This is a genomic window from Duganella sp. HH101, from assembly GCF_001758795.1.
In the GTDB taxonomy this organism is placed as follows: domain Bacteria; phylum Pseudomonadota; class Gammaproteobacteria; order Burkholderiales; family Burkholderiaceae_D; genus Rugamonas; species Rugamonas rivuli.
The window spans coordinates 139199-160444 of the sequence record NZ_LRON01000002.1 but is presented as its reverse complement, the minus strand read 5'-3'; the positions used below and the strand labels follow the sequence as shown (position 1 = coordinate 160444).

General features: G+C 64.0%; 19 protein-coding genes. 11 read left to right on the top strand and 8 right to left on the bottom strand.

Going from position 1 to position 21246, the window contains the following annotated elements:
* Window positions 1–106 precede the first annotated feature (106 nt).
* Complete coding sequence (pilB, locus tag DUGA2_RS03545) at window positions 107–1840, top strand: type IV-A pilus assembly ATPase PilB (RefSeq protein WP_070267233.1); 1734 nt, start codon at window positions 107–109, stop codon at window positions 1838–1840.
* Window positions 1841–1850: 10 nt separating this feature from the next.
* The gene (locus DUGA2_RS03540) at window positions 1851–3074 is read left to right on the top strand and encodes a type II secretion system F family protein (RefSeq protein ID WP_070267232.1); all 1224 of its coding nucleotides are present in this window, start codon (window positions 1851–1853) and stop codon (window positions 3072–3074) included.
* A 3-nt stretch (window positions 3075–3077) separates the two neighbouring features.
* On the opposite strand, the gene DUGA2_RS03535 is transcribed toward DUGA2_RS03540, so the two are convergent.
* Complete coding sequence (locus DUGA2_RS03535) at window positions 3078–3881, bottom strand: sensor histidine kinase (protein ID WP_141753183.1); 804 nt, start codon at window positions 3879–3881, stop codon at window positions 3078–3080.
* A 175-nt stretch (window positions 3882–4056) separates the two neighbouring features.
* On the opposite strand from DUGA2_RS03535, the gene DUGA2_RS03530 reads away from it, so the two are divergent.
* The 4 genes from DUGA2_RS03530 to yacG all read left to right on the top strand — a co-directional run bounded on the left by DUGA2_RS03530 (window position 4057) and on the right by yacG (window position 6595).
* On the top strand, window positions 4057–4932 hold the full coding sequence (locus tag DUGA2_RS03530; RefSeq protein ID WP_070267230.1) for an A24 family peptidase: 876 nt from the start codon (window positions 4057–4059) through the stop codon (window positions 4930–4932).
* A gap of 6 nt (window positions 4933–4938) precedes the next feature.
* Window positions 4939–5550 (top strand): dephospho-CoA kinase, encoded by a 612-nt coding sequence (gene coaE / locus DUGA2_RS03525; protein ID WP_070267229.1) that lies wholly within the window; start codon window positions 4939–4941, stop codon window positions 5548–5550.
* Between the two features lie 106 nt (window positions 5551–5656).
* Window positions 5657–6412, top strand: coding sequence for a cell division protein ZapD (zapD, locus tag DUGA2_RS03520; protein WP_008445477.1), 756 nt, complete (start codon window positions 5657–5659; stop codon window positions 6410–6412).
* A gap of 9 nt (window positions 6413–6421) precedes the next feature.
* Entirely contained in the window at window positions 6422–6595 is a 174-nt protein-coding gene (gene yacG, locus DUGA2_RS32420) for a DNA gyrase inhibitor YacG (protein ID WP_071658846.1), read from the top strand.
* On the opposite strand, the gene DUGA2_RS03515 is transcribed toward yacG, so the two are convergent.
* From DUGA2_RS03515 to argJ, 4 genes are read right to left on the bottom strand one after another with little or no spacing between them, the layout of a single operon-like run.
* Window positions 6596–7027 (bottom strand): anti-sigma factor domain-containing protein, encoded by a 432-nt coding sequence (locus DUGA2_RS03515; protein WP_070267228.1) that lies wholly within the window; start codon window positions 7025–7027, stop codon window positions 6596–6598.
* Window positions 7024–7440: an NUDIX domain-containing protein gene (locus DUGA2_RS03510; RefSeq protein WP_070267227.1), complete on the bottom strand. Its 417-nt coding sequence runs from the start codon at window positions 7438–7440 to the stop codon at window positions 7024–7026. The genes DUGA2_RS03515 and DUGA2_RS03510 overlap by 4 nt, the downstream gene beginning before the upstream one ends.
* Window positions 7437–8309, bottom strand: a complete 873-nt coding sequence (locus DUGA2_RS03505; protein ID WP_070267226.1) for an ATP-binding protein — start codon at window positions 8307–8309, stop codon at window positions 7437–7439. Before DUGA2_RS03505 ends, DUGA2_RS03510 begins: the two co-directional genes overlap by 4 nt.
* Window position 8310: 1 nt before the next feature.
* A complete protein-coding gene (gene argJ / locus DUGA2_RS03500; RefSeq protein ID WP_070267225.1) occupies window positions 8311–9549 on the bottom strand; it encodes a bifunctional glutamate N-acetyltransferase/amino-acid acetyltransferase ArgJ in 1239 nt (412 codons plus the stop codon).
* Window positions 9550–9930: 381 nt separating this feature from the next.
* On the opposite strand from argJ, the gene DUGA2_RS03495 reads away from it, so the two are divergent.
* Genes DUGA2_RS03495 through DUGA2_RS03485 form a run of 3 tightly spaced genes read left to right on the top strand, consistent with a single transcriptional unit; the run spans window position 9931 to window position 13612 of the window.
* Window positions 9931–11145: a porin gene (locus DUGA2_RS03495; RefSeq protein ID WP_070267224.1), complete on the top strand. Its 1215-nt coding sequence runs from the start codon at window positions 9931–9933 to the stop codon at window positions 11143–11145.
* A 14-nt stretch (window positions 11146–11159) separates the two neighbouring features.
* Entirely contained in the window at window positions 11160–11561 is a 402-nt protein-coding gene (locus tag DUGA2_RS03490) for a hypothetical protein (protein WP_008445464.1), read from the top strand.
* A 50-nt stretch (window positions 11562–11611) separates the two neighbouring features.
* The gene (locus tag DUGA2_RS03485) at window positions 11612–13612 is read left to right on the top strand and encodes an ATP-binding protein (RefSeq protein WP_070267223.1); all 2001 of its coding nucleotides are present in this window, start codon (window positions 11612–11614) and stop codon (window positions 13610–13612) included.
* Here the strand turns inward: DUGA2_RS03485 and DUGA2_RS03480 are convergent.
* Complete coding sequence (locus tag DUGA2_RS03480) at window positions 13609–14361, bottom strand: LytTR family DNA-binding domain-containing protein (RefSeq protein WP_070267222.1); 753 nt, start codon at window positions 14359–14361, stop codon at window positions 13609–13611. The genes DUGA2_RS03485 and DUGA2_RS03480 overlap by 4 nt on opposite strands.
* Before the next feature lie 5 nt (window positions 14362–14366).
* Window positions 14367–15479, bottom strand: a complete 1113-nt coding sequence (locus tag DUGA2_RS03475) for a sensor histidine kinase (RefSeq protein ID WP_070267221.1) — start codon at window positions 15477–15479, stop codon at window positions 14367–14369.
* Window positions 15480–15623: 144 nt separating this feature from the next.
* Here DUGA2_RS03475 and DUGA2_RS03470 point away from each other — a divergent pair, with 144 nt between their 5' ends.
* Entirely contained in the window at window positions 15624–17714 is a 2091-nt protein-coding gene (locus tag DUGA2_RS03470; RefSeq protein ID WP_229214578.1) for a TonB-dependent siderophore receptor, read from the top strand.
* A 41-nt stretch (window positions 17715–17755) separates the two neighbouring features.
* Here the strand turns inward: DUGA2_RS03470 and secA are convergent, their stop codons facing one another.
* Window positions 17756–20542: a preprotein translocase subunit SecA gene (secA, locus tag DUGA2_RS03465; protein WP_070267219.1), complete on the bottom strand. Its 2787-nt coding sequence runs from the start codon at window positions 20540–20542 to the stop codon at window positions 17756–17758.
* Window positions 20543–20765: 223 nt separating this feature from the next.
* Between secA and DUGA2_RS03460 the strand changes: the two genes are divergently transcribed.
* The gene (locus tag DUGA2_RS03460) at window positions 20766–21245 is read left to right on the top strand and encodes a DciA family protein (RefSeq protein WP_229212208.1); all 480 of its coding nucleotides are present in this window, start codon (window positions 20766–20768) and stop codon (window positions 21243–21245) included.
* The last annotated feature ends 1 nt before the right edge of the window (window position 21246 follow it).

Genomic DNA, 21246 nt, shown 5'->3' with positions numbered 1-21246 from the left:
CAGTGCGGAGTACAATCGTTTCAGTGGGAGGACAAACGGCTTTACAAATATGATGCCTGAGAGCATCATTCCGTGATCCAGCCCCCTCCATCCAGCAGACGCATCTATGGCAGCAGTCCTACCGAACGCCGCGCCAGGCGCCCCGATGCCGGGGCTGGCGAGGGCATTGATGCAAGCCGGCCGCCTCTCCGCGGCCCAGGCCGACATGCTGCAAAAAAAAGCCGTCAGCGACAAGCACGCCTTCATCGACGTGCTGCTGGCCAGCGGCGCCATCGACGCCCGCGCGCTCGCCATGTTCTGCGCCGAAACCTTCGCCTATCCGATGATGGATGTGCAGGCGCTCAACCTCGACGCGCTGCCGGCCAAGATCATCGACAACAAGCTGATGCAGGCGCAACGCGTGATCGCGCTGGCCAAGCGCGGCAACAAGATGTCGGTGGCGATTTCCGACCCGACCAATACCCAGGCGCTGGACCAGATCAAGTTCCAGACCGAATCCACGGTCGAACCGGTCATCGTCGCCCATGACGCGCTGCTGCAACTGCTGGCGCGGCTCAACAAGGACAGCGAGCAGGCCATCAACGACCTGGGCGGCGACGAATCGGACATCCAGTTCGCCGAGGAGGAAGCCCCGGCCGCCGACGCCGCCGCCGATCCCGGCGCCAACGATGTCGAGGACGCGCCGGTGGTGCGCTTCCTGAACAAGATGCTGATGGACGCCGTCAACATGGGCGCCTCGGACTTGCACTTCGAACCGTTCGAAAAATTCTACCGCGTGCGCTTCCGCGTCGACGGCGTGCTGATGGAGCATGCCCAGCCGCCGATCTCGATCAAGGAAAAACTGGTGTCGCGCATCAAGGTGCTGGCCAAGCTGGACATCTCGGAAAAACGCATCCCGCAGGACGGCCGCATGCGCCTGATCGTGTCGCCGACCAAGACCATCGACCTGCGCATCTCCACCCTGCCGACCTTGTTCGGCGAGAAGACCGTGATGCGCATCCTCGACGCCACCCAGGCGCAGATGGGCATCGACGCGCTCGGCTACGACCCCGACCAGAAGGAGCTGCTGCTCGACGCCATCCAGCGCCCCTACGGCATGGTGCTGGTGACGGGGCCGACCGGCTCGGGCAAGACGGTGTCGCTGTACACCTGCCTCAACGTCATCAACAAGCCGGGCATCAACATTTCCACCGCCGAAGACCCGGCCGAGATCAACCTGCCGGGCGTGAACCAGGTCAACGTCAACGACCGCGCCGGCCTGACCTTCCCGGTGGCGCTGAAGTCCTTCCTGCGCCAGGATCCGGACATCATCATGGTCGGCGAGATCCGCGACCTGGAAACGGCCGACATCGCCATCAAGGCGGCGCAGACCGGCCACATGGTGTTCTCCACGCTGCACACCAACGACGCGCCGTCGACGCTGACGCGCTTGATGAACATGGGCGTGGCGCCGTTCAACATCGCCTCGTCGGTGATCCTGATCACCGCGCAGCGGCTGGCGCGGCGGCTGTGCACCTGCAAGCAGCCGGTGGAGATCTCCAACGAGTTGCTGCTCAAGGCCGGCTTCAAGGCGCACGAGCTGGACGGCAGCTGGAAGCCCTACGGCCCGGTCGGTTGCGAACGCTGCAACGGCGGCGGCTACAAGGGCCGTGTCGGCATCTACCAGATCATGCCGATCAGCCCCGCCATCGAGAGCATCATCCTGGCGCACGGCAACTCGATGGAGATCGCCGCCAAATCGGAAGAGGAAGGCGTGAAGTCGCTGCGCCAGTCCGGCCTGGTGAAGGTCAGGAACGGCCTGACCAGCCTTGAAGAAGTGCTCGGCTGTACCAACGAATAGGACATAACCCATGGCGACTTCTGGCAACGCGGGCAACCAGGTCAAGGAATCGATCTTCGCCTGGGAGGGCAAGGACAAGAGCGGCAAGACGGTGCGCGGCGAGCTGCGCGCCGGCGGCGAGGCCGTGGTCAACGTGACCCTGCGCCGCCAGGGCATCATGGTGACGAAGGTTAAGAAAAAAGCCTACCGCAGCGGCAAGAAGATCACCGACAAGGATATCTCGCTGTTCACGCGCCAGCTGGCGACGATGATGAAGGCCGGCGTGCCGCTGCTGCAATCGTTCGACATCGTCGGCAAGGGCCACTCCAATCCCTCGGTGTCCAAGCTGGTGATGGACTTGCGCGCCGACATCGAGACCGGCACCAGCCTCAACCAGGCGTTCCGCAAGTTCCCGCTGTACTTCGATCCGCTGTTCTGCAACCTGGTGGGCGCCGGCGAACAGGCCGGCATCCTGGAAGACTTATTAACACGGCTGGCGATCTACAAGGAAAAGACGCTGGCCATGAAGGCCAAGATCAAGTCGGCGCTGATGTACCCGGTGTCCATCCTCGCGGTGGCTTTCATCGTCACGGCCGTCATCATGATCTGGGTGGTGCCGGCGTTCAAGGAAGTGTTCAAGAGCTTCGGCGCCAACCTGCCGGCGCCGACGCTGTTCGTGATGGCGCTGTCGGAATTCTTCGTGGCCTGGTGGTATCTGATTTTCGGCGGCATCTTCGGCGCCATCTACTTCTTCTTCCGAGCGTGGCAACGCTCGCTGCAAATGCAGCGCTTCATGGACCGCCTGCTGCTGCGCCTGCCGGTGTTCGGCGACGTCATACGCAAAGCCACCATCGCCCGCTGGACCCGCACCTTGGCCACCATGTTCGCCGCCGGCGTGCCGCTGGTGGAATCGCTCGATTCGGTGGGCGGCGCGGCCGGCAACGCCGTCTACCTGGACGCCACGCGCAAGATCCAGAACGAGGTCAGCACCGGCACCAGCCTGACGGTGGCCATGCAGAGCGCCGACGTGTTCCCGAACATGGTGACGCAGATGGTCGCCATCGGCGAGGAGTCCGGCTCGCTGGACGCCATGCTGGGCAAGGTGGCCGACTTCTACGAGGAGGAAGTGGACGAGGCCGTCGCCTCGCTGTCGAGCCTGATGGAACCGGCCATCATGGTCATCCTGGGCGTGCTGATCGGCGGCCTGGTGGTGGCGATGTACCTGCCTATCTTCAAGCTCGGTTCGGTGGTTTAGGCATCAACCGGGCGCGTCGGCGCGTCCCAGCCAGGCCGCCAGCCGGCGCGGCCAGCCGGCGCGGCACGGTTGCTGGTAGCACACCCGCGCGGGCACTTTGAGGATCACCTCGGTCCCCTGCTCCTCCAGGCTCAGCACCTCGACGCCGCCGCCCAGCAGTTCGGCGCGCGCGCGCATCGCCGCCACGCCGCGGTAGCCGGACGGCGGCCGCAAGGCCATGCCCTTGCCGTCGTCGCGCACATACAGCGAGAAAAATTCGCAGCCATACACCAGCTCCAGCTCGATCTGCGCGGCGCCCGCGTGCTGGAAGGCGTTGTACAGCGCCTCGCGCACAATGCGGTAGATTTCCCCGCTCAGTTCCGCCTTCAACGGCACCGGCGCGGCGCTGACGATGAGGTGGAAACCGGTATTGAAACTCTGCTGCAGCGACTGGCCCAGCGCCGCGAACGCCTGACTCAGGTTGTCGCCGCGAACCGCCGGCACGCGCAGCGCGAGGATGCGCTGGCGGCCCTCGGCCAGCGTCTCGTCGGCCTGGTCGAGTATGGTTTCGATGGTGGCGCGCTCGGCGCTGCCGTCCGGCAGCCGGTGGCTCACGCCCTGGAAGCGCAGTACCATGCCCTGCATATTTTGCAGCAGCATATCCTGCAGGGCATAGGCGGCCTGCTCGCGCTCGGCCATCCGCGCCAGCCGGCGCTGGTGGCGGCGCCCGGCGCCGCGCAGGCAGGCCAGCAGCACGCCGCCCAGCGCCAGGCACGCCAGCAACAGGCCCGATAACAACAGCAGCGGGGTCGGGGTAAGAGAGGACAATCGCGGACTCGGTGGCGAAAGATGGCAGGTTCTCCACCTTGCCACACTCTCCGCGGCCTTCCCATATCCCCAAGGAGGGTCTTGACGACGGCCGCGCACGCTGAAAAACCGTCCCGCAATGTTGCTGTAATGCTTTAATATGGGCCTCTGTGATCATCTACCGGCCCGACCTGCCATGCTTGAACCGACCTTGTTGTTTGCGCCCGCCGGCGACCTCGCCATCAGCCTGATCGCCGGCCTGTTCGGCCTGCTGTTCGGCAGCTTCCTGAACGTGGTGATCCACCGCCTGCCGAAAATGATGCAGCGCGAATCGGACAACTACTGCGCCGTCGAAGCCGGCAAGGACGAACCGCACACCGAGCGCTACAACCTGGTCGTGCCGCGCTCGGCCTGCCCGCACTGCAATCACCAGATCGGCGCGCTGGAAAACATCCCGGTGCTCAGCTACCTGGTCCTGCGCGGCAAATGCAGCAGCTGCAAGGCGCCGATCTCGCCGCGCTACCCGGCCATCGAACTGCTGACCGGCGCGCTGACGGTGGCGGTGGTCTGGCATTACGGCAGCGGCTGGCAAGGACTGGGCGGCCTGTTCTTCCTGTACTCGCTGATCGCCATGACCTTCATCGACGCCGACACCCAGCTGCTGCCGGACGACCTGACCTACCCGCTGATCTGGGCCGGGCTGCTGCTCAACGTCAACCACACCTATGTGTCGCTGCAGGAGGCGGTGATCGGCGCGGCGGCCGGCTACCTGGCGCTGTGGAGCGTGTATTGGGCGTATAAACTGGTGCGCGGGCGCGAAGGCATGGGCTACGGCGACTTCAAGCTGCTGGCCGCGCTGGGCGCGTGGATGGGCTGGGCGATGCTGCCGGCCATCGTGCTGATGTCGTCGCTGGTGGGTTCGGTGGTCGGCATCGTGCTGATGATCGTCAACCGCAAGGGCCTGGAGTACCAGATCCCGTTCGGCCCCTACCTGGCGGCGGCCGGCCTGATCGCCTTCCTGTACGGCGAGCCCATCAAGGCCTTTACCCGTACCATCTATCCCTATTTCTAAGCCCCGATGAACAGCACACTGCCCTTCTCCATCGGCCTGACCGGCGGCATCGGCAGCGGCAAGAGCACGGTGGCCGACCTGTTCGCCGCGCGCGGCGCCAGCATAATCGACACCGACCAGATCGCCCACAGCCTGACGGCGCCCGGCGGCGCGGCCATGCCGGCCATCGTGGCCGAGTTCGGCGCCGAGTTCGCCGACGCCGACGGCGCGCTCGACCGCGCCCGCATGCGCGCGCTGGTGTTTGCCGACCCCGCCGCCAAGATCCGGCTGGAGGCCATCCTGCACCCGCGCATCCGCGACGCCGCGCTGGCCGCGGCCGAGGCGGCCACCGGCAGCTATGTGATGTTCGCGGTGCCGCTGCTGGTCGAATCGGGCGCCTGGCGTGCGCGCGTGACGCGCGTGCTGGCGGTAGACTGCCCGGAAGAAGTGCAAATTGCCCGCGTCATGGCGCGTAACAATTTGCCGGAAACGCAAGTCCGCGCCATCATGGCGACGCAGGCCAGCCGCCAGCAGCGCCTGGCCGCGGCAGACGACATTATCGAAAACGGCGGCGGGATCGAGGCTTTGGAGCCCCAAATCGCCCGCCTGCACGATTTATATTTGCAAATGCGGTCGTAATTTCGAAAAGAACGGTGACAATACTCTCGCAACGTTTGTAATTTTGCTTGGCTTGCTTCAAAATCACGGGAATTAATCGCAAGTCCACCTACAGAGGGATGTTATTTTGATTGTCTACGAATATCCTTTCAACGAGCGCATCCGCACGTTGTTGCGATTAGAGGATCTGTACGAGAAATTCAAGTTCTTTGTGCATCAAGAACACCCTATGCAGCACCACGTCGCATTGGCGACCATCTTCGACATGCTTGAGGTGGCCGGCCGCGCCGACTTGAAATCCGACCTGTTGCAAGAACTGGAACGCCAGCGCCAATCGCTGCTGGGCTACCGCATGAACCCGAACGTCCAGGCGGAAACACTGGACGCCATCCTGGCCGAGCTGGACGGGGTGAGCAGCGCGCTGGTCGCGGCCCAGGGCAAGACCGGCCAGAACGTGCGCGACAACGAGTGGCTGATGAGCATACGCGGCCGCACCATCATTCCCGGCGGCGCCTGCGAGTTCGACCTGCCGTCCTACTACGCGTGGCAAAAGCGTCCTGCCGAGCAGCGCTTCAACGACATCGCCACCTGGTTCGCGCCGCTGGCGCCGCTGTTCGACGCGCTGGGCCTGGTGCTGCGCCTGCTGCGCGATTCCGGCGGCCCGGTCAAGATGATCGCCGTGGCCGGCAGTTATCAGCAGATGTTGCAGGGCAAGGTCTACCAGATGCTGCGTTTGACGCTGGACGAATCGCTGGGCGCGATCCCGGAGATCTCGGCCAACAAGTATATGTTGTGGGTGCGTTTCACCTCGCAGGGCGGGGACCTGAAACCCAAGCCGCTGGAAGATGATGTACCATTCGAGCTCACCCTCTGTAACTTTTAAAGAATTATCATGGCCACCGTAGTTGACTGCCCTACCTGCTCCGCCAAAGTGGAGTGGAAGGAAGAGAATAAATTCCGCCCGTTCTGCTCGGAACGCTGCAAACAAATCGATCTCGGCGCCTGGGCCGAGGAAAAGTACGCCATCCCCGCAGCTCCTCCAATCGATCCGAACGACGAAGAGTAGTCAGTTCGTCCTGACGGCGACGCCGGTGTACAGCACCGGTCCGGCCGGCTGGCCGCTCGGCGATCCGGGCGCCGGCTCCAGCGTCAATTCAAACATCTGGTCCGCCGCCAGCGGCAATTGCTTGTCCAGCGCCAGCTTCACCTGGCGATCCTGCTCCACCAAACCCAGCGATACCGAAGCGCCGCCCGCCGGCGTAGTCCAGAATTGCAGCGCCTTGCGATTGGCGACCAGCGTGCCGTGCAGCGGCGTCAGCGTCAGCCGGCGGTCCGGCGCGATCTGCACCACCCAGCCGGCGCCGTTGTCCTGAGGCGCCGACAGCACGGCCACGTACGCCGGTGCGGCCGGCGCGGGCCACAGCAGCAAGGCGCCCAGCGCCGCGCAGCCGGCCAGCGCAACGCCGGCGACGATGCGCCAGGTGTTCAGTTGGTTCATGTACCGTAACGCACCATGTCCAGCCACTCCAGCAGCGGAATGGTGGCCGGCAGCAGCGGCTCGACGCCGACCGCGCCCTGCCAGGCGAAGGCCTGGCCTTCGAGGCTTTGCGGCTCGCCGCTCCAGTCGCGGCTGATGAAGAAGTGCAGCCGCACGTGCGCGTGCTCGTACACATGCTCGATGCCGCACCATTCCTCGGCGCTGTTGATGGTCAGGCCCAGCTCTTCGACGAACTCGCGCTTGAGCGCCTCCAGCACCGTCTCGCCCGGATCGACTTTACCGCCGGGGAATTCCCAATAGCCTTCGTACGGCTTGCCGGCCGGACGCTGGCCCAGCAGCACATCGCCATTCGGCTTCATCAGGATGCCGACCGAGACATCGACCGGCTTGACCTTCACTTCGGCGCCGCTCATGCCTGCTTCCCCGCGAAGTCCTTGGCGAACTGCCAGGCCACGCGGCCCGAACGCGAGCCGCGCTGCAAGGCCCAGCGCAGCGCATCGGCGCGCGAAGCTTCAATCTGCGCCTCGCTGCAACCCAGCGACGACAGCCAGTGGCCGACGATGGCCAGGTAGTCGTCCTGCTTGAACGGATAAAAAGTCAGCCACAGGCCGAAGCGCTCGGACAGCGAAATCTTCTCTTCCACGGTCTCGCCCGGATGCAGGTCGCCATCCTCGTCGTGCTTGTAGCTCATGTTGTCGGACATACGCTCCGGCATCAGGTGGCGGCGGTTGGAGGTGGCGTAGATCAGCACATTGTCCGACTGCGCCGAGATGCTGCCGTCCAGCGCCACCTTCAGCGCCTTGTAGCCGCTCTCGCCTTCCTCGAACGACAGGTCGTCGCAGAAGATGATGAAGCGTTCCGGCCGGCCCGCCACGATATCGACGATATCGGGCAGCTCGGCCAGGTCGGCCTTGTCAACCTCGATCAGGCGCAGGCCGTCCTTGCCGAACTGGTTCAGGCAAGCCTTGATCAGCGAGGACTTGCCCGTGCCGCGCGCGCCGGTCAGCAGCACATTGTTGGCCGGCTTGCCCTGCACGAACTGGCGGGTGTTCTGCTCGATCTGCTCCTTCTGCGGGCCGATGTGCTGCAAGTCGTCCAGCGCGATCGGCGACACATGGGCCACCGCTTGCAGATAACTGGCGCCGCCGCCATTGCGCTTGCGCCAACGGAAAGCGAAACCCAGCTTCCAGTCCGGCTCACGCGGCGCCTGCGGCAGCACCGCCTCCACACGCGCCAGCAAAGCCTCGGCGCGCACCAGGAATTGTTCGAGAGGCGTCGCCATCTTAGGAACGGTAGTCGGCGTTGATGCTCACGTAGTCGTGCGACAGGTCGCAGGTGTAGACGGTGGCCGCAGCCGCGCCACGCGCCAGCTTCACGCGCACCAGGATCTCGCTCTGCTTCATCACGCGCTGGCCGTCTTCTTCCTTGTAGTCCGGATTGCGGCCGCCGTTCTTGGCGACCCACACATCGTCCAGGTACAGATTCAATTTGCTGACATCGAGATCGTCGACGCCGGCGTAGCCGATGGCGGCCAGGATGCGGCCCAGGTTAGGGTCGGAAGCGAAGAACGCGGTCTTGACCAGCGGCGAGTGGCCGATCGAGTAGGCGATCTTGCGGCACTCTTCCACGCTGGCGCCGTCTTCCACGGTGATGGTGATGAACTTGGTCGCACCTTCGCCGTCGCGCACGATGGCCTGCGCCAGGAACAGCGACAGTTCGGTAACGGCGGCCGCCAGTTGGGCGTATTCAGGCGTATCGACCGAAGTGATTTCCAGCGTACCGGCGCCGGTGGCGATCAGCATGAAGGAATCGTTGGTCGACGTGTCGCCGTCGATGGTGATGCAGTTGAACGACTTGTCGGCCACCTGCTTGACCAGCACGTCCAGCACCGGCTGCGCCACCTTGGCGTCGAAGGCCAGGTAGCCCAGCATGGTCGCCATGTTCGGCTTGATCATGCCGGCGCCCTTGCTGATGCCGCTCATGGTGACGGTGTGGCCGCCGATGACGACGGTGCGCGAGCCGGCTTTCGGCTGCGTGTCGGTGGTCATGATGGCTTCGGCGGCGTTGTACCAGTTGTCGGCCTTCAGGCCGGCCACGGCTTGCGGCAGGCCGGCGATGACTTTGGCGGCCGGCAGCGGCTCCAGGATCACGCCGGTGGAAAACGGCAGGATCTGCGAGGCGTCGCAGCCCAGCTGCGCGGCCAGCGCGGCGCAGGTTTCATTGGCCAGCGACAGACCCAGTTCGCCGGTGCCGGCGTTGGCGTTGCCGGTGTTGATCAGCAGCGCGGCAATCGGCTTGCCGCTTTCCTTGGCCGCCGCCAGGTGGGCCTTGGCGATCTGCACCGGCGCGGCGCAGAAGCGGTTCAGCGTGAACACGCCGGACACGGTGGCGGTCGGCGCCACTTTCATCACCAGCACGTCCTTGCGGTTCGGCTTTTTGATGCCGGCTTCGGCAAAGCCGATTTCGATGCCGGCTACAGGCTTCAGTGCGGAGGCGACGGGCAGAGGGGAATTGACGGCCATATGAGTGTTCTCGTGAGTGGAAAGTGGGAGCCGCTATTGTAATACCTGACGGCCAAATTGGCGCATCGCATCATAGCTACCAACAGTCACAAACCCATCGACTTTCCCCAAAGCATGTTTTAAGCTCAAATTTGCTCAAAAGGCACTAGAAGGATGTCATACAACCCCATGAATTTGTTGGGAAAATCACTAAATTCAGCGTAAAAACGACAAGATTTTAGTACGTTCGTTCCAATTTCTCAAAAACAATTTCATGCCGTACGGAAATTAGTTTATGGTGTAGCCCGAATGCCGCATCCCCGCATGTCACGAGACAAAACAGACGACACGATCGTCGGCAGCAGTAAAACACCAGACAACAAATCTAAGGAAATAGACCACATGAAAAAGCAACTTTTAGTAGCTGCCGTATTTGCCGCCACCGCCGCCATGCAGGCACAGGCAGGCACCATGGGCGACGAGAACCTGAGCATCAGCGGCTTCGGCACGCTGGGCGTCGCCAAGAGCAACACCGACCAAGCCCAATTCGCCCGTTACAACCAGGCGGAAGGCGTGTCCGACAAGGCCAAGATCGGCCTCGACACCAACCTGGGCCTGCAAGCGACCTACAAGATCAACGACTGGCTGTCCGGCACCGCGCAGATCCTGACCCGCAAGAACACCAGCCCGACCTTCACCACCGACCTGACCTGGGCCTTCCTGAAAGCCCGCATCAACGACGAAACCAGCGTGCGCGTCGGCCGCGTGGTGCTGCCGACCTTCCTGATCTCGGACTACCAGAACGTTGGCTACGCCAACACCATGATGCGTCCTCCGATTGAAATGTACGGCCAGGCTCCGATCGAAAACGTCGACGGCGCGGACATCAACTACCAGCACGCCTTCGGCGACATCAACTTCACCACCCAGGCCTTCGTCGGCGTCAGCCGCGGCAAGCTGTTCGTTCCTACCGGCGCCGGTTCGGTCGCTACCTACCGCGCACCAGCGGCCGGCATCAGCTTCACCGGCGAATACGGTCCCTTCCTGGTCCGCGTCGGCCACGCCCGCGCCGACATGAAGATCAACGACCTGGCGCCGATCAACAGCCTGACCGCCTCGCTGACCCAGTTCGGCTTTGGCCAGCTGGCCAACGACCTCGGTCTGACCACCGGCAAGAAGATCGCCTTCACCTCGATCGGCGGCACCATGGACTGGAACAACATCGTCGTCCAGACCGAATACGCACAGCGCCGCGCCAAGGAAGCCGTCTACATCCCGGACACCAACGCCTGGTACACCATGGTCGGCTACCGCGTCGGCAAGGTTCTGCCTTACTACGCACACGCTTCCTACAAGGACGCCGGCAGCTCGGTCACGCCGCCTGCCGCCCTGCCGAAGAACAACCCGCTGGGCGCGGCCGTCTACGGCCTGCTGCCGTCGCCGGAACAGACCTCGGACCTGATCGGCGTGCGTTGGGACTTCGCCAAATCGATGGCCCTGAAAGTACAGGTCGACCGCGTCAAGCCTAAGACCAAAGCCGGTTCGCTGATCTTCGTGCAGCCTGGCTTCAACAACAACGTCACCGTCGTCGCTGCAGCGGTCGACTTCGTCTTCTAATTCGGGAGTCCACAATGAAAAAAATCATTATCGCTGCACTGCTGTCGTCGCTGGCCGCGGCCGGCGCATCGGCGGAGACCGTTGTTATCGTCAGCCAGAAGAATCCGGCGACGCGCATGTTCTCGGAACAGGCATCGCAATTCTTCCTGGGTAAATCCAACCTGTTCACGCCGGTCGACCAGGCCGAAGGCTCGCACATCCGCGCCGACTTCTACCAGAAGGTCGCGGAGAAGGATCCCGCACAGGTAAAGGCGCTGTGGTCCAAGCTGGTGTTTACCGGCAAGGCCACGCCACCGAAGGAATACCCGAACAACGCCGAGGTGAAGAAAGCAGTTGCTGCCGATCCGAAGGCGATCGGTTATATTGACAAGTCGGCAGTAGACGACACCGTCAAAGTGATTCTGACCCTGCCTTAACTTCCAGGTAGCCCCGTGCTCTCCTGGCCATGCCCTGAGGAGAGCACGTTTTGAGTCTATCGCTGCGCGCGAAATTTCTGCTGCTGAGCGCCGTCATCCAGGCGCTGGTGGTTGGCCTGCTGATCTGGAACAGCCTGCGCCTGATGAACCACGCCGTCAGCACCAACGCCGAACGCGTCGCCCAAGAGTACGCGGTCACGCTTAATCTCTCCCTCAGTCCCTACGCCACGCGCGGCCGCCTGCCCGAGCTGACCGGCTATCTGGCCGAAATGCTGGCCGATCCCGACGACAGTTTTCTGCGCTACCTGGTCATCCTCGACCAGGACGAAAAGCCCATCATCGAAGCCGGCAAGCGCGACATGCCCTTGCCCGAGATCCTGCGGCAAGGCGGCGGCACCAGTTTCAAAGGCGTACGCACCATCATCGAAGACAGCACGCTGCACGCGCGCTCGCCGCTGCTGCTGCGCGATAACCGCGTCGGCTCGATCAATTTCGGCCTCACCACCAAGGACTTGAAGCAGGCCCGCGACGAGGTGATGCTGCAGGGCGGCGTGATCTCGCTGGTCGGCCTGGCGCTGGGCGTGGTGCTGTTCTACGCCTTCACCCACGGCATCGGACGGCGCCTCAGCGCGCTGACCGGCCAGTCGCACCAGATGACGCTGGGCGATTACAGCAAGGCGCTGCCGGTCGAAGGCGACGACGAAATCGCCGTCTTCACGCGCGCGCTCAACGCCATGAGCGCGGCGCTGCGCGAACGCATCGACCAGCTGGAGCAGTCGCAAAAGCGGCTGTCGGAATCGGAGGCGCGCTTCAAGACCCTGTTCGACATGGCGCCGTTGCCGTTGACGGTATCGGACCGCGACGGCCGCATCGTCGCCGCCAACCGCGCCGTCACGCACACCTTCGGCGCCGGCGCGGCCAAGTTGATCGGCAAGCGCAGCGACGAAGTGCCGTTCTGGGCCAGCACGCTGGAGCGCGACCGCATCTGGAAAATGTACCAGACCGATGGCGCGGTGCACGGCGCCATCGCCGGCGTGCTGCTGCCCGACGGCAGCGTGGGCAGCGTGGCGATCTGGTCGTCCTCGCTGACCTTGGACGGCAACGACTCCATCATCTGGGCGCTGCTGGACCTGACCGAGGAACTCAATGCCAAGCGCGAACTGAAGGACTTGAACGTATCGCTGGAGACCCGCGTGCGCGACCGCTCGGCCGCGTTGGAACGCGCCAACGCCGACCTGAGTGCCGCGCTGGACACCTTGCAGCGTACGCAGGACGAACTGCTGGCGGCGGAGAAGATGGCGTCGCTCGGATCGCTGGTGGCCGGCATCGCGCACGAACTCAATACGCCGATCGGCAACAGCCTGCTGGCCTCCACCGCGCTGCGCGACCGCGTGGTGGAATTCGACAAGCACGTGGCGGCCGGCGCGCTGCGGCGTTCGGAGCTGACCGCGCATCTGGAGGAAGTACGCATGGCCAGCCAGCTGATATCAGGCTCGCTGCACAAGGCGGCGGAGCTGATCTCATCCTTCAAGCAGATCGCCGTCGACCAGACCAACGACCAGCGCCGAGAATTCGACATGCTCTCGGCGGTGCACGACACCATGGCCACCTACATGCCGCGCCTGCGACGGGCGGAATGCGAGGTGGTGATGCAGATCCCCGATCACCTGATTTTCGATTCCTATCCCGGCGCGCTATACCAGGTCTTGAACAATCTGGTGAACAACGCACTGACCCACGCTTTCGAGCATCAAAAAGGCGGCACCATCACTGTGCGCGCGGAGACGGTCGACGACGATATCGTGGAACTGATGTTCAGCGACGACGGCGCCGGCATGCCGGAGGACGTGCTGCGGCGCGTGTTCGATCCCTTCTTCACGACCAAGATGGGCCAGGGCGGCACGGGGCTGGGAATGAACATCGTCTACAACATCGTCACCGGCGTACTGGGTGGACGCATCACCATCGACTCGGCGCCGGGCGTGGGCACGGCGGTGCGCATGCTGCTGCCGCGCGTGGCGCCGCAGCGCGAGGCTGCACGCCAGGCCTAGGCTTCGGCCAGGCGTGCGCGCACCGGCTCCACATGGCGCTCGCTGACGGCGACGTTATCGCCGCAGCGCAGCGCCAGCAGATAGCTGCCGTCGCCCACCACGGACAGCGTGGCGCACTGCTCCGCCGCGACGATGGCGCGGCGATGTACGCGAATGAAGCGCGCGGGATCGAGATGCTCCTCAAGGCGGCTGAGCGGAATGCGGTACAACACGCAGCGCCTGGCGAGGTGCAGCTTTACGTAGTTGCCGTCCGCCTCCATCCACTGCACATCCTCCAGCCGTATGCATTCGATGCGCCCGATCGAGCGCACGCTGACCTGCTGCCAGTAGCCGGAAGGCGGGGCGACATAGGCCCGCAGCGCCGGCGCGAAGCCCGCCAGCTGGCGCTGCGCCAGCATCGCGGCGGCGCGCTCCAGCGTCTGCGCCAGCCGCGCATCGTCGAAGGGCTTGAGCAGGTAGTCCATCGCGTGCACTTCGAACGCCTCGATGGCGTAGGCATTGTAAGCGGTGACGAATACGATCAGCGGCGGTTCCGCCATCGCGCTCAAGCTGCGCGCCAGGTCGATGCCCGATTCCCTCGGCATCTGCACATCCAGGAAAACCAGGTCCACTTCCTGCTGCGCCAGCAGCTCGCGCGCGGCGGCGGCGCTGGCGCATTCGGCCACCACCCGCCACTGCGGATGCCGCGCCAGCGCGTAGCGCAGGTTGATGCGGCCCGGTTCTTCATCATCGACCAGCAAGACGCGCATCGCTGTCACTCCTGTGCGTGGAAAGGCATACGAATCTCGACTTCAAAGCGGCCGTCGCGCGCGGCGCTGTACAGCGAGGCCGCGCCGCGATAGGCCAGCTGCAAGCGTGCCCGCGTGTTGGCCAACCCCAGCCCGAGGCCGGGATTCGGCGTGGCGCCAGGCGTGACGGGATTGCTGATGCTGATGTGCAGCTGTCCGCCGTCGCGTTGCACGGCGATGCGGATGTCGCTCCGCCCTTCGTGGCAATCCAGGTCGTGGCGCAGGGCGTTCTCGATCAGCGGCTGCAGCAGCAGCGGCGGACAATCGCCGCCCTGCACATCGCCTACCTCCATCGCCACCTGCAAGCGCGCCTTGTAGCGCAGGCGCTGCAAGGCCAGATAGTCGCCGACGAAGGCCAGCTCCTCGCCGACTGTCACCCAATCGCGGCTGCTGGCCGTGAGCGCGTAGCGCAGCAGGTCGCTCAGGCGGTTGATGCCGTTGAGCGCCAGGTCGCCGTCGCTGGTGCGCACCAGCGCGCTGATCGCGTTCAGCGCATTGAAGATGAAATGCGGTTCCAGTTGCGCGCGCAAGGCCAGCATGCGCTGGCGTTCCAGTTCGAGGTTGAGATTCAGATTGTCGGTCAGCGCCTGCTGCCATGCCCGGTCCCGCGCCTGGCTGCCGCGCCAGATGCAGGCTGCGGCGACAGCGGTGAAGGTGCCGGTGGTCCAGGCGAATTCGAGAAATACGTCAAACCCGTGCGGCGTGACGAACAACTGCCAGACGTGTGCCAGGTCCAGCGGCTGAGCGGAGCGTGCCGCGTCCAACACCGCCAGATAGAACATTTGCAACGGCACGAAGACGAACAGCACCAGCGCATAACTGCGGGCGATGGCGCGCGCGCTGGCGGTCAGCGCGGGCCAGCGGCGGAAGACCAGGTACAGGCTGACGCTGAGCGTGAGCATCAAGGCGTGATTCAGATCCCAGTTCAGCAGCACGCGGCCATAGCTCCGGGTGCCGCCCTGTCGCAGCACGTCGCTGTAGACGCCGGCCGCGCCGACCGCGCACAGCACACCCCAGACCAGCAGGTTGACCAGCAAGGTGTTGCGCGCTTCGCGCCATGTGAGGGAGGCTTGATCCATGAGAATGAGTATATCAGCCGCATGCGGGGTCAAAATGCGCTGCGGCGGGGCGTCGTCACGGCATTCCGGGCGCTCGTCACAAAGGCGGCCTGCGGGGCCTTGGCGGGCGCGATACTCTGCGCCGGACCAACTCAAGCCCTCTTCATGAAACCTATCCTACTGCTCTGCCTCGCGGCGAGCGCAAACGCCGCCGCACAAGACGCGGCCGGCATGCAGCGCGTCGAAATCGCCGGCTCCGCCGCACAGGCCCTGCGCCGCAACGACACGGCCGCCAAGATCGTCGTCGGCCGCGCCGACATCGAGCTGTATGGCGACACCACGCTCTCCGCCCTGCTCAAGCGCCAGCCCGGCATCTCCGTGGCCGGCGGCGAGGTGCGGATGCGCGGGCTGGGCGCGGGCTACACGCAACTGCTAATCAACGGCGAGCCCGCAGCGCAGGGCATGTCCATCGACGCCATCTCGCCCGAGCTGATAGAACGCATCGAGATACTGCGCACCGCATCGGCCGAATACAGCGCGCAGGCGCTGGCCGGCAGCATCAACGTCATCCTGCGCAAAGGCAGCCGCGCGCAGCACGACATCAAGCTGGGCATCGAGAACCTGCAGGGCGTGAACGGTCCTTCGGCCGCCATGCAGATTGCCGACCGCGCCGGCACGCTTTCGTACGGACTGGCCGGCACGCTGAGCGACACCGGCTTCCGCAACACGCCCGCCACCACCGAGCGCGTAGAAGGCCCGGCGGCGCTGCGCACCTTCACCGAGCTGAATGCATCGCAGCAGACCAAGCTGAATCTGGCGCCGCGCCTGAACTGGACGATGGAAAACGGCGACACGCTGGCCTGGCAAAACCTGCTGGACCTGTACCGCACTCGCAGCAATGGAAACTCCCGCGAAACCAGCATCCACGGCGCATCGACCGCCTACCCCGACAGCGACTGGCGAGCGCAATCGCACACGGTCTTCCTGCGCAGCGGCCTGACGTGGACGCACGCAGTCGGCGCCGGCGGCAAGCTAAGCGTCAAGCTGGGCTACGACTACAACCACCGCAACACCGACTACGCCTTCCACGGCGCCAGCGCGGTCGGCACGCCGCTGTTCACGCGTGCTGTCAAATCGAACGCCGACGACGACAGCATCACCACCAGCGGCAAATACCTGACCCGCCTGCGCGAAGCACACAATCTGGCCATAGGCTGGGACGGCGCCGACACGCGCCGCAGCGAGATGCGCCGCCAGGACGACAGCGCGGCCAGCGGCGCGGCGCTGGGCCAGCTGCTGCAAGAGTATGAGGCGCGCGTTCGCCGCATCGCCCTCTTCGCCCAGGACGAGTGGGACGTGACGCCGCGCCTGCAAGCCTATCTCGGCCTGCGCTGGGAAGGACTGGACACCCGCACCGACGGCGCCATGCCGGCCGCGGTGCAGAACCGCTCCAGTGTTTTCAGTCCGGTGGCGCAGATGATGTGGAAACTGCCGAACCAGGAGCGCGACCAGATAAGGCTGGCCCTCGCCCGCACCTACAAGGCGCCGCCGACGCGCGACCTGCTGCCGCGCCGCTACACCATCAACAACGACAACGGCCCCACCAACCCGGACGTGCAGGGCAATCCCGATCTGCGGCCGGAACTGGCGTGGGGATTGGACGCGGCGTACGAGTCGTACTTCGGCAAGGAGGGTTCGGCGAGCATCTCCGCCTACGCGCGGCGCATCCGCGACGTGACGGTGCAGCGCCTGTTCGAGCAAAACGGATCGTGGGTGACAACGCCGTACAACGGCGGCAAGGCCAAGGTGGCCGGCATCGAGTTCGACGCCAAGTTCCCGCTGAGCGCATGGCCGGCCGATGTGCGCTTGAATGCATCGCGCAACTGGTCGCGGCTGGATGCGGTGCCGGGGCCGGACAACCGCCTCAGCGCGCAGATCCCCTTCAGCGCTAACGTGGGCCTGGACTACCGCCCCGCCGGCGCGCTGACGCTGGGCTTCAACGCAGGCTTGCAGACCGGAGGCGCGGTGCGCATCAGCGACAAGCTGGCCAGCTACACCGGCGTCACGCGCACGCTGGACGCCTACGCGCTGTGGAAGTTCGACAGCAAATCGCGGCTGCGCATATCGCTGCTGAACGCGCTGCACCAGGACCAATTGCTCGGCCAGTTCTACGCCGACACCAGCACAAGCACTGCGCGCACCTCCAACACCCCAACCCGCGCCGGCATCCGCGCCGTCTACGAACGCCAGCTTTAAATCAGGATAAAAAAAACCGGAGACTAGCTCCGGTTTTTTATTTATGCCAGCTTGCCGTGGCAGGCTTTGTACTTCTTGCCGCTGCCGCATGGGCATGGGTCGTTGCGTCCGACCTTCAGGCCCAGCTCCATCAGCTGCTCGCCGCTCAGGCCTTGCAGCTCCGGCGGCAGGCCGGCCAGCGAAGGCGACGGCGCCAGCAGGTCTTCCGGCGCTGCGTTCGGGTTGAAGTCGGCGTGCTGGTAGCTCACGTTTTCCACGTGCGACTGCTGCATCGCCGCTTCCGCCGCATCGATCTCTTCACGCGACTGGATACGGACCGTCATGATCAGCTTGACCACTTCGTTCTTGATCATGTCCAGCATCTGGCCGAACAGCTCGAACGCTTCGCGCTTGTATTCCTGCTTCGGATTCTTCTGGGCGTAGCCGCGCAGGTGGATACCCTGACGCAGGTGGTCCAGCGCCGCCAGGTGCTCGCGCCAGTGGCTGTCCACGCTTTGCAGCATGACGTTGCGCTCGAAGCCGCCGAACGACTCCTTGCCGACGATATCGATCTTCGACTGATACAGCGCATCGGCCGCAGCGATCACGCGCTCCAGGATGTCTTCGTCGTTCAGGTTCTGCTCTTTTTCCAGCATCTCGCGCAGCGGCAGGTCGATCTGCCATTCCGCAGCCAGCGCCGCTTCCAGGCCCTTGATGTTCCACTGCTCTTCGACCGATTCCGCCGGCACGTATTCGCGCACCAGGTCGGTGAAGGCGCCGTGGCGCAGGGACTCGATCAGCTCCGAAATGTCGGTCGCTTCCAGCAGCTCGTTACGCTGCTGGTAGATCACTTTACGCTGGTCGTTGGCGACGTCGTCGTATTCCAGCAGCTGCTTACGGATATCGAAGTTGCGTGCCTCGACCTTGCGCTGTGCGGATTCGATCGAACGCGAAACGATGCCTGCTTCAATCGGCTCGCCTTCCGGCATCTTCAGACGGTCCATGATGGCGCGCACGCGGTCGCCCGCGAAGATGCGCAGCAGCTGGTCGTCCAGCGACAGGAAGAAGCGCGACATGCCAGGATCGCCCTGACGTGCGGCACGGCCGCGCAGCTGGTTGTCGACGCGGCGCGATTCGTGGCGTTCGGTGCCGACGATATGCAGGCCGCCGGCAGCAACCACCTGCTCGTGCAATGCCTGCCAGCCGTCGCGCAGTGCTTTCGATTGCGCTGCCTTGTCGGCGTCGCTCAGTTCAGCGTTGGCTTCAACGAACTGGATCTGCTTCTCGACGTTGCCGCCCAGGACGATGTCGGTACCGCGACCGGCCATGTTGGTGGCGATGGTGATCGCTTTCGGGCTACCTGCCTGGGCGATGATTTCCGCTTCACGGGCGTGCTGTTTCGCGTTCAGGACGTTGTGCGGCAGGCCGCCCTTGGTCAGGATGCCCGACAGCAGTTCCGAGTTTTCGATCGAGGTGGTCCCCACCAGCACCGGTTGGCCGCGGTCGTAGCATTCGCGGATTTCCAGCATCATGGCGTTGTACTTCTCGGCCGACGATTTGTAGACCTGGTCCTGACGGTCCTTGCGCTGCGAAGGACGGTTAGGCGGGATCACCACGGTTTCGAGGCCGTAGATTTCCTGGAATTCGTAGGCTTCGGTATCGGCGGTACCGGTCATGCCGGCCAGCTTCGAATACATGCGGAAGTAGTTCTGGAAGGTGATCGAGGCCAGGGTCTGGTTCTCGTTCTGGATCTTCACGCCCTCTTTCGCTTCGACTGCCTGGTGCAGGCCGTCGGACCAGCGGCGGCCCGTCATCAGACGGCCGGTGAATTCGTCGACGATGACCACTTCATTGTTCTGCACCACGTAGTGCTGATCCTTGAAGTACAGCGCATGCGCGCGCAGCGCCGCGTACAGGTGGTGCACCAGCGTGATGTTGGCCGAGTCGTACAGCGAGGCGCCTTCCGGCAGCAGACCCATTTTGGTCAGGATCGCTTCGGCCTTTTCGTGGCCGGCTTCGGTCAGCAGCACCTGGTGGGCTTTTTCGTCCTTGGTGTAATCGCCAGGAACATCAACCTTGCCCTTGCCGTCCGGGGTTTCTTCGCCGATCTGCATGGTCAGCAGACGTGGCACTTCGTTGATCTTGTAGTACAGGTCCGTGTGGTTCTCGGCCTGGCCGGAGATGATCAGCGGGGTGCGGGCTTCGTCGATCAGGATCGAGTCGACTTCATCGACGATGCCGAAGTTGAGCACGCGCTGCACGCGGTCGCGGGCTTCGAACACCATGTTGTCGCGCAGGTAGTCGAAACCGAATTCGTTGTTGGTGCCGTAGGTGATGTCCGACGCGTAAGCCTTCTGCTTGGTGGCGTGTTCCATCTGCGACAGGTTGATACCGGTCGTCAGGCCCAGCCAGCTGTACAGCTTGGCCATGGTTTCCGCATCGCGCTGCGCCAGGTAATCATTGACGGTGACGATGTGGACGCCCTTGCCCGACAGCGCGTTCAGATAGGCCGGCAGGGTCGCGGTCAGGGTCTTGCCCTCGCCGGTGCCCATTTCGGCGATCTTGCCGTAGTGCAGAACCATGCCGCCGATCAGCTGCACGTCGAAGTGGCGCATCTTGAAGACGCGCTTGCTCGCTTCGCGGCAGACGGCAAACGCTTCAGGCAGGAGCGCATCGAGCGACTCGCCATTGGCGATGCGTTCCTTGAATGCAGGCGTCTTCGCTTGCAGCTCGGCGTCGGACAGTTTTTCCATCGCCGGCTCGAGCGCATTGATCTCGCGTACCGTTTTTTGGTATTGCTTGAGCAGCCGCTGGTTGCGGCTACCGAAAATCTGGGTCAGTAATGACATGCTTGAATTCTTGAAAAAACGCCGTTAAAAAAAGCTCTGTAGGGGAAAAACGCCTTACCGCACGGAGTTCGACTATGGCAAAAGACGGTGATTTTATCATGCGTCCGCGCCTACATTGGGTTATTGACCTGTTTAACAATAGCCCAAGAGCGAACAATGTCACAAAATCAAGCTATTTTAACCGGTGGTGACGTTTTTTTGCCGCTGTGATATGTTGTTGCGCATGCGATTCAACTCCTCCAACCTGTCCATCACGCGCCGCACGCCCATCGGCGCGACCGATTTCCTGCGCCGCGACGACAAAATGGCAGCCCTGCTGCCGGCCATCGAGCGCATGGCCTCCCTGCAAAAAGACTGCGCGGCGGCCCTGCCCGCCATGTTCAAGTACTGCGAGATCCTGGCCTTCGAGGATGGACAATTGACCTTGTCGCTGCCGAACGCGGCCCTGGCGGCCAAGCTCAAGCAGCAGCTGCCCAAGCTGCAGGACACGCTGGCGCGGCGCGGCTGGCAGGTGCATGGCGTGAAATTGAAGGTGCAGATGAGCAAACCGGCCGAGATCAAGGAGCAGATGCGCGCCTTGTCCCTGACCGAGGCGGCCGTGACGGCCTTCGACGAGCTCGGCGATGCGCTGGAGGACACCCCGCAAAACGCCACGCTGATCGCGGCGTTGAAGGCGATGGTGGCCAAACGGCGGCCGACCTAGG

Bases quoted from the DNA above. Each gene is read 5' to 3' on its own strand.
- pilB (WP_070267233.1), top strand. From the start codon at position 107: ATGGCAGCAGTCCTACCGAACGCCGCGCCAGGCGCCCCGATGCCGGGG.
- DUGA2_RS03540 (WP_070267232.1), top strand. From the start codon at position 1,851: ATGGCGACTTCTGGCAACGCGGGCAACCAGGTCAAGGAATCGATCTTC.
- DUGA2_RS03530 (WP_070267230.1), top strand. From the start codon at position 4,057: ATGCTTGAACCGACCTTGTTGTTTGCGCCCGCCGGCGACCTCGCCATC.
- coaE (WP_070267229.1), top strand. From the start codon at position 4,939: ATGAACAGCACACTGCCCTTCTCCATCGGCCTGACCGGCGGCATCGGC.
- yacG (WP_071658846.1), top strand. From the start codon at position 6,422: ATGGCCACCGTAGTTGACTGCCCTACCTGCTCCGCCAAAGTGGAGTGG.
- DUGA2_RS03515 (WP_070267228.1), bottom strand. From the start codon at position 7,027: ATGAACCAACTGAACACCTGGCGCATCGTCGCCGGCGTTGCGCTGGCC.
- DUGA2_RS03510 (WP_070267227.1), bottom strand. From the start codon at position 7,440: ATGAGCGGCGCCGAAGTGAAGGTCAAGCCGGTCGATGTCTCGGTCGGC.
- DUGA2_RS03505 (WP_070267226.1), bottom strand. From the start codon at position 8,309: ATGGCGACGCCTCTCGAACAATTCCTGGTGCGCGCCGAGGCTTTGCTG.
- argJ (WP_070267225.1), bottom strand. From the start codon at position 9,549: ATGGCCGTCAATTCCCCTCTGCCCGTCGCCTCCGCACTGAAGCCTGTA.
- DUGA2_RS03495 (WP_070267224.1), top strand. From the start codon at position 9,931: ATGAAAAAGCAACTTTTAGTAGCTGCCGTATTTGCCGCCACCGCCGCC.
- DUGA2_RS03490 (WP_008445464.1), top strand. From the start codon at position 11,160: ATGAAAAAAATCATTATCGCTGCACTGCTGTCGTCGCTGGCCGCGGCC.
- DUGA2_RS03480 (WP_070267222.1), bottom strand. From the start codon at position 14,361: ATGCGCGTCTTGCTGGTCGATGATGAAGAACCGGGCCGCATCAACCTG.
- DUGA2_RS03475 (WP_070267221.1), bottom strand. From the start codon at position 15,479: ATGGATCAAGCCTCCCTCACATGGCGCGAAGCGCGCAACACCTTGCTG.
- DUGA2_RS03470 (WP_229214578.1), top strand. From the start codon at position 15,624: ATGAAACCTATCCTACTGCTCTGCCTCGCGGCGAGCGCAAACGCCGCC.
- secA (WP_070267219.1), bottom strand. From the start codon at position 20,542: ATGTCATTACTGACCCAGATTTTCGGTAGCCGCAACCAGCGGCTGCTC.
- DUGA2_RS03460 (WP_229212208.1), top strand. From the start codon at position 20,766: ATGCGATTCAACTCCTCCAACCTGTCCATCACGCGCCGCACGCCCATC.